Here is a 13,369-nt window from a genome sequence, read left to right on the forward strand (position 1 = left end):
CGACACCGACCAGGTCGAGGCACCGCAGCAGCAGTTCCTCGTCGTCCCCGGTGTCGACGAGGGCGACCGGACCGGCGGGGGGGGGGGGGGCGGCCGCGGCCCCCCCCCCCCCCCCCCCCCCCCCCCCCCCCCACCCCGGCTCAGCAACCACCCGAACGAGGGAAGCCGCATGACCACAGCTCTCTACCTCACCAGGCGCGTCCTGCAGGCGCTCGCCGTGATCCTCATCGTCACCGTCGTCGTGTTCTGCCTCCTGCACGCCCTGCCGGGCGGTCCCGCCCGCGGTGTGCTCGGTGTCTCCGCGACACCCGCGCAGATCGCCACCTTCAACCAGGCGCAGGGGCTCGACCAGCCGCTGCCGGTGCAGTACGTCCGGTTCCTCGGGCGGCTGCTCTCCGGGGACCTCGGCACCTCGTACACGCTCAACGAGCCCGTCGGGCAGCTCATCGTCGAGCGCCTGCCGAAGACGCTCGTGCTCACCGGACTGTCCGCCGTGCTCGGACTCCTCGTCGCGATCCCGATCGGGATGCTGCAGGCCGCTCGCCGCAACGGCGCGGTCGACTACGCGGCGACCGCGCTGGCGTTCGTCTTCTACTCGACGCCGGCGTTCTTCCTGGGGCTCGTCCTCATCATCGTGTTCAGCCAGCAGCTGCCGTGGCTGCCGTCGCAGGCACCGAGCGGCACCACCCTGGCCGAGGTGTTCCAGGACCCGGCGGGCCTCGTCCTTCCCGTCCTGACCGGAGCCCTCGCGATGATCGCCGTGTTCAGTCGGTACATGCGGGCGGCGACGCTCGAGAACCTGCAGGAGGACTACGTACGCACCGCGCGGGCCGGTGGAGCGTCGACCGCGGCGATCCTCCGGCGGCACGTGTTCCGGAACTCGCTCACCCCGGTGGTGGCGATGCTCGGCTACTACCTGCCGGTGCTCTTCGGCGGCGCACTCGTCACGGAGCAACTCTTCAACTACCCGGGCATGGGCCTGCTGTTCTGGAACGCGGCCCAGTCCTCGGACTACCCGACGTTGCTCGGCTGCGTGCTCGTCATCTCCATCGCGACCGTCGTGGGCACCCTGCTCGCCGACGTCGCGCAGTCCCTCATCGATCCCCGAGTGAAGGCGAGCCGCGCATGACCGCCGTCCAGATCGCGCCGGAGGCCCCCGGCGCCCCCGCGACCGTCGCCGCGACGGGCTGGCGTCTCGCCGTCCGTCGCTTCCGGCACAACACCCTGGCGGTCATCGGCCTCACCGTGATCGTCGTCATCGTGCTGTTCTGCTTCGTCGGGCCGTTCGTGTACCCGACCGACCAGGTGCACACGCAACTGTCCGAGGCGAACCTCGGCCCGAGCGCCGCGCACCTCCTCGGCACCGACGCCGTCGGGCACGACGTCCTCGGTCGGCTGATGTACGGCGGCAAGGTGTCGCTGATGGTCGGCATCGCGGCCGGTGTCCTGGCGACCGTCGTCGGCACCCTGTGGGGCTCGGTCGCCGGCTACCTCGGTGGTTGGGTCGACGCCGTGATGATGCGCGTCGTCGACGCGGGTATCGCGATCCCCGCCCTGTTCATCCTGCTCGTCATCTCGGCGATCACCACCCCGGGGGTCGCCGGGCTCATCGTGATCCTCGGGCTCGTGTCGTGGCTCGTGCCCTCGCGGCTGATCCGTGCGGAGACGCTGACGCTGAAGAACCGCGACTACGTCCTGACCCTCCGTGCGATCGGCGGGTCCCACGCTCGCGCGATCGGGAAGCACCTGCTGCCGAACTCGGTCTCGACGATCGTGGTCGCTGCGACGTTCCAGGTCGCCGATGCGATCCTGCTCGTGGCCTACGTGTCGTACCTCGGCCTCGGGGTGCAGCCGCCCGCGACCGACTGGGGCGGCATGCTCTCGGCGGGACTCACCGCCGCGTACTCGGGCCGCTGGTGGTTGATCGTGCCACCGGGGCTCGCCGTGATCCTCGTCGTCTGCGCGTTCAACGCCGTGGGTGACGGGCTCCGTGATGCCTTCGACGTGAGGGGCCGCTAGATGTCCGTCCTGACCACCACCGACCTCGGGGTCGTGTTCACCACGGAGACCGGTCCCGTCGACGCGGTCCGCGGCGTCTCCCTGCACGTCGACCCGGGGGAGACCCTCGCCCTCGTCGGTGAGTCCGGGTCGGGCAAGTCGACCTTGGCGCTCGCCGCGATGGGGCTGCTCTCCGGCAACGCGACGGCCCGGGGGAGCGCGGTCGTCGACGGCCACGAGGTCGTCGGGGCGACGGAGTCGTCCCTGCGCGGGCTGCGGGGCAACACCGTGTCGATGGTGTTCCAGGAACCGGCGACCGCCCTCGACCCGCTCACGCGCGTCGGCGCGCAGATCGCCGAGGTCATCCGGAACCACCGGTCGGTCTCCGCCGCCGAGGCCGCCGCCGCAGCCGTCGACCTGCTCGACCGCGTCGGCATCCCCTCGCCCGAGACCCGCGCGAAGGCCTTCCCGTTCCAGCTCTCCGGCGGACAGCGCCAGCGCGTCGTCATCGCGATGGCGATCGCCAACGAGCCGGCGCTCCTCATCGCCGACGAGCCGACGACCGCGCTCGACGTCACCGTGCAGGCAGAGATCCTCGAGCTGCTGCGCCGCCTGGCGGCCGACTCGGGGACCGGTGTCCTGCTCGTCACGCACAACATGGGTGTCGTCGCGGACTTCGCCGACCGCGTGGCCGTGATGCTGCAGGGTGAGGTGGTCGAGACCGGGGGTGTCGAGGACGTCCTGCTCCGCCCCAGGCACGACTACACGAAGCGCCTCCTCGCGGCGGTCCCACGGCTCCGGGTCGCGGACACGCCGCTCCCTCCGGTCAACACGCGATCGGCGGCCGTCGGCGCGGCGACGGAGGATCGGGCGCCGGTGGTCGACCTGCGGGACGTCTCCGTCGTCTTCGGCCGCGGCGCGCGGGCCGTCCCCGCCCTGCGCGGCATCGACGTCGCGGTGCACGCCGGCGAGACGGTCGGGCTCGTGGGCGAGTCCGGATCGGGCAAGTCCACCGCCGCCCGGGTCGCGCTCGGCCTGGTCCGGCCCACCGGTGGGAGCGTGCGGCTGTTCGACGAGGACCTCCGGCGCGTCCGCGGGGGATCGCGGCGACGACTCCGGGCGGGCATCGGCGTGGTCCTGCAGGACCCGGTGGCGTCGCTCGACGCCCGGATGTCGGTCGGCGAGTGCATCGCCGAACCCCTGGCCGTGCACCGACGCGGAACGTCGGCCGCTGAGCGTCGTCGTCGCGTGGACGAGGTGCTCGACGCCGTCCGACTGCCGCGCGCCCTGGCCGGTCGGGCTCCCCGCGAGCTCTCCGGCGGGCAGCGCCAGCGGGTCTCGCTCGCCCGGGCACTCGTGCTCGAACCCCGGCTGCTGGTCGCAGACGAGCCGACCAGCGCCCTCGACGTCAGCGTGCAGGAGGCGGTGCTCGAGGTCCTCACCGACCTCCAGCGCGACCTCGGCTTCGCCTGCCTGTTCGTCTCCCACGACCTGGCCGTGGTGCAGCACTTCGCGCAGCGCGTCGTCGTGATGCGGCAGGGGGTGGTCGTGGAGCAGGGGACGACGGGGGAGACCCTCGTGCACCCGCAGACCGACTACACCAGGCGGCTCCTCGCGGCGGTCCCGGTGCCGGACCCGGTCGTGCAGCGCCGTCGGCGGACGGAACGGTCGGCGACCCTGTCGGCGGTCGACGCGTGAGCGCGGTGATCGCAGGGATCGACGTCGGGGGCACGAACACCAAGGTCGTCCTCACCGACGCCGACCTCGTCGTCGTCGACCGCATCGACCTCCCGACACCCGCGCACGAGGGCGGTGCGGCGATCGTCGGTGCAGCGCTCGACGCCGTGGCGGGACTGCTCGACCGGCACGGTGCCGTGCTCGTCGGCGTCGGTGTCGGAGCCGCCGGTGTCGTCGACGCAGGGAGCGGGACGGTCCTGGTCACCGCGAACTCGTTCACCGGTTGGGCTGGCTACCGGGTCACCGAAGCGATCACCGCGGCCGTGGGGGTGCCCGCCACGCTCGACAACGACGTGAACGCCTTCCTGCTCGGCGAGGTCGCCACCGGTGCGGTCGAGGGGGAGACCGACGTGCTGGGCATGACCCTGGGCACCGGTGTCGGCGGCGCCCTCGTGCTCGGCGGGGAACTCTTCGCAGGGCCTCGTGGTGCCGCCGGGGAGATCGGCCACGTCCCCGGTTTCGGCGACGCACCGTGCACCTGCGGGCAGTCCGGGCACCTGGAGACGGTGGCCGGCGCACGCGGCATCGCCGACCGGTACGCCGAACGCTCCGGCCGTCGGGTGTCGGCGCGCGACGTGGCCGACGCCGCACGTTCCGGAGACGCTGACGCGGTCGAGGTGTTCCGGACCGCGGGGTGGGGCGTCGCCCGCGCGGCGCTGCTCGCGGCCGGGATCCTCGACGTGACCACGGTGGTCGTCGGTGGCGGCATCGCACGGTCCTGGGACCTCCTCGGACCCGCTGTGGCAGCGGCGATCACGGCGGAGCCCCCGGTCAGCGGTGCCGCGGTCCGGTTCGCGCACTCGGCCCTCGGTGCGGACGCGGTCGCCCTCGGCGCGGCTGCCCGGGTCCGAGCGCGCCTGTTCGAGGACGCCCCTGCACGCTGACCCTCAGCGCCCGGACCAGGACGCGGATCCGAACCCGTGTCGGTGGAAGTGCGGACTGGCGCGGCCCCCGGACGAGGGTCAGGATGACCGCAGTTGCATCCTGCAACGGTGCAGGAGCCAGGAACAGAGGAGTCCCCGTGAAGCACACCCTCGCAGCGGCGTTCGCCGCCGTGGCCGTCGTCGCCGGCGGCGTGTTCGCCGCCACCCCCGCCTCCGCGCTGCCCGCGGGCACCGAGGTCGTCGGCGGTGAGAAGGCACCCACCACCACCTGGGCCGTCCAGCTCGAGGCGTCCGGCGGCACCATCCCGTCCGGGTACGTCAGCAACTGCACCGGCGAGCAGATCAACGCCTCGTGGATCGTCACCGCCCGCCACTGCATCGACGGCATCGGCGCGATGAACGTCTACCACTCGAACTCCACCACGAACCGCGGCACCGCCGTCGCGATCGACCGCGTCAGCGCCGCGCCGGCCGGGGACATCGCGCTCGTGCACCTGCGCAGCACCTACGCGCTGTCGACCTACGCCCCCCTCGACCTGACCGCCGCGGCGAAGTCGAGCGGGACCGGCGTCATCCAGGGCTACGGCCTCCGCGCGAACGCGCAGCAGTCGGACGCGCTGTACCAGGCGACCGTGTCGCTCACGGGTGCGACGCGCGACGCCTACAGCGGCAAGGCGCAGCACGTCACCGGCGTCACCGGCGCGTCGAACCACGGCGACTCCGGCGGCCCGCTCCTGGTCAACGGCAAGGTCGTCGCGGTGTGCTCCACCGGCGACAGCGCCGACCCCGGTGCGGACACGACGGCCGGGTCGAACTACGCACTGCTGTCGCAGTCGTCCTCGTGGATCCGGTCGACGGCGGGCGTCTGACCGACGCGACCCACCGACGGACGGGAGGCTCCCCACCAGCTGGTGGGGAGCCTCCCGTCCGTCACGTGGTGACGTCGGCGCTCAGGCGCCGTGCGCCTCCTCGGCGACCGGCTGCCACTCGCGCCACGTCGCGAGCCGCGACTCGTAGTCCTGCTCGGCGATGCCGAGCGGCGCCTTGCCGAAGAAGACCCGCAGCGGCGGCTGCTCGGCGTCGACGACCTTGAGGATCGCCGAGCGGGTCGCCTCGGGCTTGCCCGGGTCCGATGCGGACGGACGCTTCGAGGCGGCCTCGCGGACGTCCGCGTAGGCGTCGAGCTCCTCGCTGTGCTTCGAGGACGGACCGGACCAGTCGGTCGAGAAGCCGCCCGGCTCGACGAGGGTGACGGAGACACCGAACCCCGAGACCTCCTGCGACAGGGACTGGGACAGGCCCTCGAGCGCCCACTTCGACGCGTGGTACGCGCCGACCGTCGGGAACGCGCTGATGCCGCCGATGCTCGAGACCTGCACGATGTGGCCCGAGCCCTGCTCGCGCATGATCGGCAGCGCCGCCTGCGTGACCCAGAGCGCGCCGAAGAAGTTCGTCTCGAGCTGCGCGCGGACCTCGTCCTCGGTGAGCTCCTCGACCATGCCGAAGTGGCCGAAGCCCGCGTTGTTCACGACCACGTCGAGCCGGCCGAAGTGCTCCGCGGCCTGCTGCACCGCAGCGGTGTCGGCGGCCTTGTCGGTGACGTCGAGCCGGATCGCCAGGAAGGTGTCCGGGTACTGCTCGACGAGTGCCTGCACGTCGTCGGTGTCCCGGGCAGTGCCCGCGACGGAGTCCCCGCGCTCCAGGGCGGCCTCCGCCCACTCGCGGCCGAAGCCCTTCGATGCTCCGGTGATGAACCAGGTCTTGGCCATTCGCTGCCTCCAGTTGCTGATCGGGTGACCGCGAGCAGGCAACGCCCGTCGCCCGGGTGCGACCTGGGTGCCCGGGTGACACGTGGCCGACTGGACCGGCACGGAGCAGCTCGCGAGCACCATGGCCCCATGAGCCAGTACGAGAAGCGCGACCCGAACTCCCTCTACCCGAAGCCGCCGTTCCCGAAGCAGGAGCAGTCCCTGCCGGGTGCCGCGTGGAAGATGGACCCGGAGCCCGACCACGGCGAGCAGAGCTACGTCGGCAAGGAACGGCTGACCGGCTTCCGCGGCATCGTGACCGGGGCGGACTCCGGCATCGGCCGCGCCGCCGCCATCGCGATGTCCCGTGAGGGTGCCGACCTCGTCCTCTCCTACCTGCCCGACGAGCAGGAGGACGCCGAGCAGGTCCGCGACCTCCTGGAGTCCGAGGGCCGCAAGGCCGTCCTCGTCCCCGGGGACATCTCCGACGAGCAGTACTGCAAGGACCTCGTGCAGAAGGCGGTCGACGAGCTCGGCGGGCTCGACACCCTCGTCATGGTCGCCGGTCGCATGGACAGCAACGACGACATCCTGTCGCTGACCACCGAGCACTTCGACTCGACGTTCAAGACGAACATCTACTCGCTGTTCTGGCTGACGCAGGCCGCAGTGCCGCACCTCGAGCCCGGCTCGACGATCGTCACGACCGGATCGATCCAGGCAGCGACCCCGTCGCCCGACAAGATCGACTACGCGATCTCGAAGAGCGCGGTCAAGACCTTCACTGAGGCCGTCGCGCAGCAGCTCGCCCCGAAGGGCATCCGTGTCAACTCGGTCGCGCCGGGTCCGGTGTGGACGCCGCTGCAGCCCGGGTCCGACGACGCCGAGACGGTGTCGCACTTCGGCGAGCAGTCGCCGTTCGGCCGCCCCGGCCAGCCGGCCGAGCTCGGAGCCGCGTACGTGCACCTCGTCAGCCCGGAGTCGAGCTACCAGTCCGGCTCGACCATCACGATCGCCGGCGGGACGCCCGCGTTCTAGACGGCGCTGCAGGAGGACGGGAGGCGCGGTGCCAGCTGGCACCGCGCCTCCCGTCTGCGGGTCGTCGCGTCAGCCCTGCGGCGGCGAGTACAGCTGCAGGTCGTTGCCCTCGCTGTCCTTGAAGGGCACGATCTTGCCCCACGGGTGCTCGCTGACGTCACCCGCGAACTCGACACCCTTCGACCGCAGGTCGGCGACCTCGTCCTCGATGCTGCCGTCCGGCTGGAACGACACGACCGCGCCGCCGCCGCTCGACGGGCTCGCCGACTCCCGACCGTTCAGGCCGATGCGCAGGCCGTTCGCGTCGATCTCGCTCCAGTCGTCGTCCTCGCTCGCGACCGTCAGGCCGAGCGCGTCGCGGTAGAACGCGACCGCGCGCTGCATGTCACTGACCGGTACCCAGACCGCTGCCACTCCGCTTGCCATGGTGTTCCTCTCGTCGTGCCGTCTCGTACCCGGCCGACGGTAGGTCGCGTGGTTGCGTGCGGGCACAGGCGGGGTGGTGTCCCAGTGCTCGGGTGGCAGTGTGGGCGGTGACGACGGGAGCAGGGCATGGCTGGTGTGACGCACGTGGTGCTGGTGCAGTGGGACGCAGCGCGGGACGGGGTCGGCGAGCACGCCGTGCAGGCGGATGCGCTCTGCCGTGACCACCTGCCCCGCATCGACGGAGTGGAGTCGGTGCACTCCGGACCGAGCATCAGCACCGAGGGCCTCGAGGGCGGGTTCGACTGGATGCTCACCGTGCGCTTCCGTGACCGCGAGGCGCTCGCCGGCTACCTGCCGCACCCGGAGCACCGTCCGGTCGCCGACCACATCGGCGCCGGCAGCAGCCGCGTCGTCGTGTTCGACGTCGAGGACTGAGCCGGGGGCGTCCTCCGCCGGGCCACGGGCGTCAGGCTGAGCGGTCTCTGATCTGCGCGTGCCGCGCGTGCCGGGCACGGGCGGCTCTCCCTGGGACGATGGGTGGATGAGCACCGAGCCCGAGCGCCGCCGCAGGAGGGCCGACGTCGTCGGCATCCTCGAGCCGAACCCCCACCCGCTGGCGACCGTCACGATCGGCAGCGGGGCCGTGGTCGTGCTGACGGTGATCGGGTTCTTCCTCGGTTCGGTGGACGCGGGGCTCGCGAAGGCGTTCAACACGCTGCACACCGGTGCGCTCGGTGCGTTCACGACGGCGGTCTACCACGTCATCAGCCCGGTGCCGGCGATCGCGATCACGTTCATCGTCGCTGGTGTCATCTGGTGGCGGGCACGGGACCTCCGACCGGCCCTCGGCTTCGGCATGACGATCGCGATCACGTGGCTGCCGTCCGCCGTCGTCAAGGAGATCGTCCACCGCGCCCGGCCCGACGTGGCACTGCTGCCGCACCCGTTCCCCGTCCAGCCCGACCCCGGGTACCCGAGCGGGCACACGGTCTACATCACGGCGTTCGTGATCGCGCTCGTGTGGGTCGTCCGCGAGACGCGGTGGCACCAGGTCGCCCGGGTCGCCGGTGTCGTGGCGATCGTGGTCGTGTTCCTGTCGGTCTCGATCGACGCCGTGCACTACCCGACGGACGCGGCGGCCTCGATCCTCTGGGCGCTGGCGGTCGCGCCGGCGGCCCGGGTGGTGTGGGTCGACTGGGCGATGCCCCGCATCCCGTTCCTCCGCCCGCGTGAGGGTGCCGCGGTACCGCTCGGGCGCCGCCACTGAGCGGCGCACGGCCCCGCGGCCCCACGCCGCTACGCCCGGCTGCGCTGCGCTGCGCTGCGCTGCGCTGCGCTGCTACGCCCGGCTGCGCCGCGCCGCGACGAGCGCGACGACGGCGACCACGGCGGCCGCGAGCATGACGACCGCGAGCGGCGCCGCCGTGTCCTCGCCCCCGATGCTCACGAGCGGCGACACGAGCGCCGCGAGCCCGAACTGCAGGGCGCCGAGCACGGCCGAGGCGCTGCCCGCGACCCCGGGGACCGCGCCGAGCGCCAGCGCCGTCGCGTTCCCGAGCACGAGGCCGAGCGACCCGACCGCCGTGAAGAGCGGCACCGCGAGCCAGAGGACGGGCGCCCCGGTCACGACGAGCAGCGCGAACGCCACGGTGGACGCCACCACGAGGGCGATGCCGAGCGTCAGGACGCCCTCGACCGAGCGGGTCGCGGTGAGCTTCGCCGACAGGATGCTCACGCCCATCAGCGCGAGTGCGTTCAGACCGAAGGCGAGCCCGTAGCCGACGGTGTCGAGCCCGAGCATGCCCTGGTACAGGAACGGTGACGCCGAGATGTACGCCATCATCACCGCGAACGCGAAGCCGAAGACCGCGGTGTAGCCGACGAAGGTCCGCGACCTCAGGGCCCGCAGCGGGGAACCGGACGCCACGCGCTCGGCCCGGAGCGCGTCACGCCGCGAGCGCAGGTGCGTCTCCCGCACGACGGCGAGCACGGCGACGAGCATCAGCACCGACAGGCCGAGCACGATCGTCAGCAGTCCGCGCCACCCGATCGGTCCGGTGAGCAGACCGCCGAGGAGCGGTGCCACCACTGGCGCGACCCCGCCGACGATCATCATGAGCGAGAAGGCGCGGGCGGCGGGCTTGCCGGTCGCCAGGTCGGAGATCACGGCGCGGCCGATCACCATGCCGGCCGCCCCGCCGAGGCCCTGCAGCAGCCGGGCGACGACGAGCACCGCCACGTTCGGCGCGAGTACCGCTGCGGCGCTCGCGAGGACGCAGAGCGCGGCGCCGGCGAGGAGCGGGGGCACGCGGCCGAAACGGTCCGACAGCGGCCCGAACACGAGCTGCCCCGCGGTCACACCGACCAGGAACGCCGTCAGGGTGAGCTGCACGGTCGTCGCCGAGGCGGACAGCTCCGTGGTCATCCGCGGGAACGCCGGCAGGTAGAGGTCGGTCGCGAAGGGCGCGACCGCGCTGAGCAGGCCGAGCACGAGCAGCAGGGGAGTCGTGATGCCCGTGGGGCGGGTGGAGGGCGTCGCCGTGGTGGCGCGGATGGATCCGGTGTCCGTCGTCATGGTTATGAAACCATAACTCATCGTCGCTGGACGGTACAGTGACGACATGGCACCAGCGGTCTCCGACGACGCCCTCGCCGAGTTCGCCGACGTCGTCCTGCGCATCGGTCGCGAGGTCGACCCACACGGCCCGCACGCGCTCGACATCGTCCCGCTGACCGGCACCGAGGCGCTCGTGATGCGCTGGGTGCACCGGAACCCGGGTGCGTCCCCGAGTGCCGTGGCCGACGCCACGGCGCTGCAGCGCAGCAACTGCAGCGTCGCGCTCCGCTCGCTCGTCGCGAAGGGCATGGTCGAGCGCCGCACCGACCCGGGCGACGCCCGGACCGTGCAGCTGCACCCCACCGCCCTCGCCCACGACAGCATCGCGCGGTTGCACGCGCACTGGGCGGGCCGGCTCCGCGCCGCCCTCGGTGGCGACGAGAGTGGCCTCGGCGCCGCGGCTGACCTGCTGGCACGCATCGACGACGGCCTGCGACGCGGCTGACGACGGCCGGGAGGCGCGTGGCGGCCCCGCCACGCGCCTCCCGGCCGACCCGTGGCAGGTCCCGACCCCGCGTGCCGTCCGGACGGGCTTGGTACCCTGGAGGGACACAACAGCAAGCAGTGTGTATCTACCGGCCGTCGGCCCCACCGACGGACAGCGGCGGCACCCGATGGGCCCGCCGCCGGATCAGGCCGGGCCCCAGAAGGCACACCCCCTCATGCTCCAACCTCGACGCTCCGACGCGTCCCTCGTCTCCCTCGCCGGTCGGTGGTACTTCCCGATCGCGTTCATCGCCCGTCTGCCCTTCGCGATGATGGTCGTCGGTGTCCTCACCCTCGTCGTCGCGTCCCGTGACTCCGTCGCCCTCGGCGGCATCAACTCCGCCTTCGTCGGCATCGGCTCGGCGATCTTCGGGCCGCTCGTCGGTGCGGCCGCCGACCGCTTCGGCCAGCGGGCCGTCCTCGTCCCCGTCGGACTCGCGAACGCCGTCCTGCTCGGCGTCCTGCCGATCGTGGTCGCGAGCACCGCGCCCGACCTCGCGGTCCTGGCGATGTCGTTCCTGATCGGCGCGACCGCACCGCAGGTCGCCCCGATGTCCCGCACGCGACTCGTGGCGATCATCCGCCAGCGCATGTCCCCGGCACGCCGCGACAAGGTCTTCAGCGGCACGATGGCGTACGAGTCGGCCGCGGACGAGACCGTCTTCATCGTCGGTCCGTTCCTGGTCGGCCTGCTCGCGAGCACGATCGCGCCGTGGGTGGCCGTCGCCGGTGCGTCGGCACTGACCTTCGTCTTCGTCACCGCCTTCGCGCTGCACCCGACCGGCGCCCTCGTCGTCGGTGGGCCGGCACAGGAGACGCGCGCCCCGGCCCGGCAGCTGCTCCGTCCGCGACTCCTCGTGGTCGTCGTCGGGATCCTCGGCATCGGACTCTTCTTCGGGTCGACGCTGACCTCGCTGACGGCCTTCACGGAACAGCAGGGCGAGGCGTCCCAGGCCGGCCTGCTGTACGGCGTGATGGGGATCGGATCCGCAGCACTCGCACTCGGATCGGCGGCGTTCCCACAGCGGTTCGGTGTGACCTGGCGCTGGCTCGTGTTCGGGGTCGTGCTGCTGGGCGGCGCGGTCGCCTTCAGCCGGGCGGACTCCGTCGTGGCGGTCGTCCTCGTGCTCGGGATCATGGGCATCGGCATCGGCCCGACGCTCGTCGCGCAGTACAGCCTGGGATCGGACCGGTCGCCCGTCGGCCGTTCGGCGACCACGATGACGATCCTCGGTTCGGCGGTCATCGTCGGGCAGTCGGTCGCGTCGGCCGTGGTCGGCGAGGTCGCCGAGCGTGCGGGCACCGGTGCCGCGATGGCGTTCCCCGCGTACGCTGCCGCGCTGGTCGTCGTCGCCGCCGTGGCGGACCTCCTGCTCGCCCGCCGCGAGGACGCTCCGGCGGCCGCGACCGCCTGAACCGGTCGCCGCGCGCCGTCGGTCGCCGCTCGGTGCAGGCTGGACTGCATGCGCATCCTCGTCCTCGGCGGCACCGCCTGGCTCGGCCGGACCGTCGTGCAGCACGCCCTCGACACCGGCCACGACGTCACGTGCGTCGCGCGCGGCTCGGACGTCCCCACCGGCGCCCGACTCGTGCGGACCGACCGGGACCGCGACGACGCCCTGACCGGGGTCGCCCGCGAGCGATGGGACGCGGTCGTCGACGTCTCCCGCACCCCGGAGCACGTCCGTCGAGCAGCCCGTGACCTCGAGCCCGTCGCCGACCGGTACGTCCTCGTGTCGACCGTGAGCGTCTACGCCTCGCAGGCCGAGCGCGGTGCCGACGAGCACGCCGCCGTGCTCGAGCCGTCGGACGACCCCGCCGACTACGGCGCCGCGAAGGTGGCGTGCGAACGTGCGGTCCTCGACGCCTTCGGCCCCGAGCGTGCCTCGGTCGCGCGGGCCGGGCTCGTCGGCGGACCGGGCGACCACACCGGACGTTCCGGCTACTGGCCGTGGCGGTTCGCCCGTGCCGCCGTGACCGGCCGTCCGGTGGTGGTCCCTGCGCGCACGGATCGACCCACCTCGGTGATCGACGTCCGCGACCTGGCGGGCTGGCTCGTCGGAGCGGCCGAGGGCGGACGGGCGGGCGTCCACGACGTCCCCGGCGAGGTCGTCACGCTGGGTCAGCACCTCGAGGCAGCACGGGCCGCAGCGGGCGGGGACGTCCCGGTCGTGGCGCTGTCGGACGAGGTGCTCCTCGCGCGTGGGGTGGCGCCCTGGGCGGGGGAGCGGTCCCTGCCGCTGTGGATACCCGACGACGACCACCAAGGCATGAACGACCGCCCGGCGGACCGCGCGCGTGCAGCAGGTTTGGCACGGAGGCCACTCGTCGAGACGCTGGTGGACACGCTCGCGTGGGAGCAGCTGCAACCGGTCCACCCGCACGGCGCGGGCCTCTCGGACGACGACGAGGCTGCCGTCCGCGACGCCGGGTGA

General features: G+C 72.9%; 14 protein-coding genes. 11 read left to right on the forward strand and 3 right to left on the reverse strand.

Features of this window, described 5'->3' with window-relative positions; genetic code table 11:
• Nucleotides 1–169 precede the first annotated feature (169 nt).
• The 5 genes from PIJ49_RS14230 to PIJ49_RS14250 all read left to right on the forward strand — a co-directional run bounded on the left by PIJ49_RS14230 (nucleotide 170) and on the right by PIJ49_RS14250 (nucleotide 5,488).
• On the forward strand, nucleotides 170–1,129 hold the full coding sequence (locus tag PIJ49_RS14230) for an ABC transporter permease (RefSeq protein ID WP_271826892.1): 960 nt from the start codon (nucleotides 170–172) through the stop codon (nucleotides 1,127–1,129).
• Nucleotides 1,126–2,019 carry an ABC transporter permease gene (locus PIJ49_RS14235; RefSeq protein WP_271826893.1) on the forward strand — a complete coding sequence of 298 codons (894 nt, stop codon included), beginning with the start codon at nucleotides 1,126–1,128 and terminating at the stop codon, nucleotides 2,017–2,019. Before PIJ49_RS14230 ends, PIJ49_RS14235 begins: the two co-directional genes overlap by 4 nt.
• Entirely contained in the window at nucleotides 2,020–3,696 is a 1,677-nt protein-coding gene (locus PIJ49_RS14240; RefSeq protein WP_271826894.1) for a dipeptide ABC transporter ATP-binding protein, read from the forward strand.
• Nucleotides 3,693–4,619 carry an ROK family protein gene (locus tag PIJ49_RS14245; protein WP_271826895.1) on the forward strand — a complete coding sequence of 309 codons (927 nt, stop codon included), beginning with the start codon at nucleotides 3,693–3,695 and terminating at the stop codon, nucleotides 4,617–4,619. Before PIJ49_RS14240 ends, PIJ49_RS14245 begins: the two co-directional genes overlap by 4 nt.
• Nucleotides 4,620–4,756: 137 nt before the next feature.
• On the forward strand, nucleotides 4,757–5,488 hold the full coding sequence (locus tag PIJ49_RS14250) for a S1 family peptidase (RefSeq protein WP_251154252.1): 732 nt from the start codon (nucleotides 4,757–4,759) through the stop codon (nucleotides 5,486–5,488).
• Between the two features lie 81 nt (nucleotides 5,489–5,569).
• On the opposite strand, the gene PIJ49_RS14255 is transcribed toward PIJ49_RS14250, so the two are convergent.
• Complete coding sequence (locus PIJ49_RS14255) at nucleotides 5,570–6,388, reverse strand: SDR family oxidoreductase (protein WP_251160003.1); 819 nt, start codon at nucleotides 6,386–6,388, stop codon at nucleotides 5,570–5,572.
• A gap of 129 nt (nucleotides 6,389–6,517) precedes the next feature.
• Between PIJ49_RS14255 and PIJ49_RS14260 the strand changes: the two genes are divergently transcribed.
• Complete coding sequence (locus tag PIJ49_RS14260; RefSeq protein ID WP_066651561.1) at nucleotides 6,518–7,405, forward strand: SDR family oxidoreductase; 888 nt, start codon at nucleotides 6,518–6,520, stop codon at nucleotides 7,403–7,405.
• Between the two features lie 69 nt (nucleotides 7,406–7,474).
• On the opposite strand, the gene PIJ49_RS14265 is transcribed toward PIJ49_RS14260, so the two are convergent.
• A complete protein-coding gene (locus PIJ49_RS14265) occupies nucleotides 7,475–7,831 on the reverse strand; it encodes a VOC family protein (protein WP_250367744.1) in 357 nt (118 codons plus the stop codon).
• Nucleotides 7,832–7,957: 126 nt separating this feature from the next.
• On the opposite strand from PIJ49_RS14265, the gene PIJ49_RS14270 reads away from it, so the two are divergent.
• Nucleotides 7,958–8,266 carry a Dabb family protein gene (locus PIJ49_RS14270; protein WP_081984546.1) on the forward strand — a complete coding sequence of 103 codons (309 nt, stop codon included), beginning with the start codon at nucleotides 7,958–7,960 and terminating at the stop codon, nucleotides 8,264–8,266.
• A 106-nt stretch (nucleotides 8,267–8,372) separates the two neighbouring features.
• Entirely contained in the window at nucleotides 8,373–9,098 is a 726-nt protein-coding gene (locus tag PIJ49_RS14275; protein ID WP_271826896.1) for a phosphatase PAP2 family protein, read from the forward strand.
• A gap of 72 nt (nucleotides 9,099–9,170) precedes the next feature.
• Here the strand turns inward: PIJ49_RS14275 and PIJ49_RS14280 are convergent, their stop codons facing one another.
• On the reverse strand, nucleotides 9,171–10,406 hold the full coding sequence (locus PIJ49_RS14280) for a multidrug effflux MFS transporter (protein WP_066651569.1): 1,236 nt from the start codon (nucleotides 10,404–10,406) through the stop codon (nucleotides 9,171–9,173).
• A 46-nt stretch (nucleotides 10,407–10,452) separates the two neighbouring features.
• On the opposite strand from PIJ49_RS14280, the gene PIJ49_RS14285 reads away from it, so the two are divergent.
• The 3 genes from PIJ49_RS14285 (at nucleotide 10,453) to PIJ49_RS14295 (ending at nucleotide 13,369) form a co-directional block, all read left to right on the forward strand.
• Entirely contained in the window at nucleotides 10,453–10,893 is a 441-nt protein-coding gene (locus PIJ49_RS14285; protein ID WP_271826897.1) for a MarR family winged helix-turn-helix transcriptional regulator, read from the forward strand.
• Between the two features lie 217 nt (nucleotides 10,894–11,110).
• A complete protein-coding gene (locus PIJ49_RS14290; protein WP_271826898.1) occupies nucleotides 11,111–12,349 on the forward strand; it encodes an MFS transporter in 1,239 nt (412 codons plus the stop codon).
• 48 nt (nucleotides 12,350–12,397) lie between these two features.
• Nucleotides 12,398–13,369 carry an NAD-dependent epimerase/dehydratase family protein gene (locus PIJ49_RS14295; protein ID WP_271826899.1) on the forward strand — a complete coding sequence of 324 codons (972 nt, stop codon included), beginning with the start codon at nucleotides 12,398–12,400 and terminating at the stop codon, nucleotides 13,367–13,369.

Source organism: Curtobacterium uvaldense, assembly GCF_028307415.1.
In the GTDB taxonomy this organism is placed as follows: Bacteria; Actinomycetota; Actinomycetes; order Actinomycetales; family Microbacteriaceae; genus Curtobacterium.

What these genes read in the sequence shown, in the direction of transcription:
- PIJ49_RS14230 (WP_271826892.1), top strand. Translation starts at nt 170, where the DNA reads ATGACCACAGCTCTCTACCTCACCAGGCGCGTCCTGCAGGCGCTCGCC.
- PIJ49_RS14235 (WP_271826893.1), top strand. Translation starts at nt 1,126, where the DNA reads ATGACCGCCGTCCAGATCGCGCCGGAGGCCCCCGGCGCCCCCGCGACC.
- PIJ49_RS14240 (WP_271826894.1), top strand. Translation starts at nt 2,020, where the DNA reads ATGTCCGTCCTGACCACCACCGACCTCGGGGTCGTGTTCACCACGGAG.
- PIJ49_RS14255 (WP_251160003.1), bottom strand. Translation starts at nt 6,388, where the DNA reads ATGGCCAAGACCTGGTTCATCACCGGAGCATCGAAGGGCTTCGGCCGC.
- PIJ49_RS14260 (WP_066651561.1), top strand. Translation starts at nt 6,518, where the DNA reads ATGAGCCAGTACGAGAAGCGCGACCCGAACTCCCTCTACCCGAAGCCG.
- PIJ49_RS14265 (WP_250367744.1), bottom strand. Translation starts at nt 7,831, where the DNA reads ATGGCAAGCGGAGTGGCAGCGGTCTGGGTACCGGTCAGTGACATGCAG.
- PIJ49_RS14270 (WP_081984546.1), top strand. Translation starts at nt 7,958, where the DNA reads ATGGCTGGTGTGACGCACGTGGTGCTGGTGCAGTGGGACGCAGCGCGG.
- PIJ49_RS14275 (WP_271826896.1), top strand. Translation starts at nt 8,373, where the DNA reads ATGAGCACCGAGCCCGAGCGCCGCCGCAGGAGGGCCGACGTCGTCGGC.
- PIJ49_RS14280 (WP_066651569.1), bottom strand. Translation starts at nt 10,406, where the DNA reads ATGACGACGGACACCGGATCCATCCGCGCCACCACGGCGACGCCCTCC.
- PIJ49_RS14285 (WP_271826897.1), top strand. Translation starts at nt 10,453, where the DNA reads ATGGCACCAGCGGTCTCCGACGACGCCCTCGCCGAGTTCGCCGACGTC.
- PIJ49_RS14290 (WP_271826898.1), top strand. Translation starts at nt 11,111, where the DNA reads ATGCTCCAACCTCGACGCTCCGACGCGTCCCTCGTCTCCCTCGCCGGT.
- PIJ49_RS14295 (WP_271826899.1), top strand. Translation starts at nt 12,398, where the DNA reads ATGCGCATCCTCGTCCTCGGCGGCACCGCCTGGCTCGGCCGGACCGTC.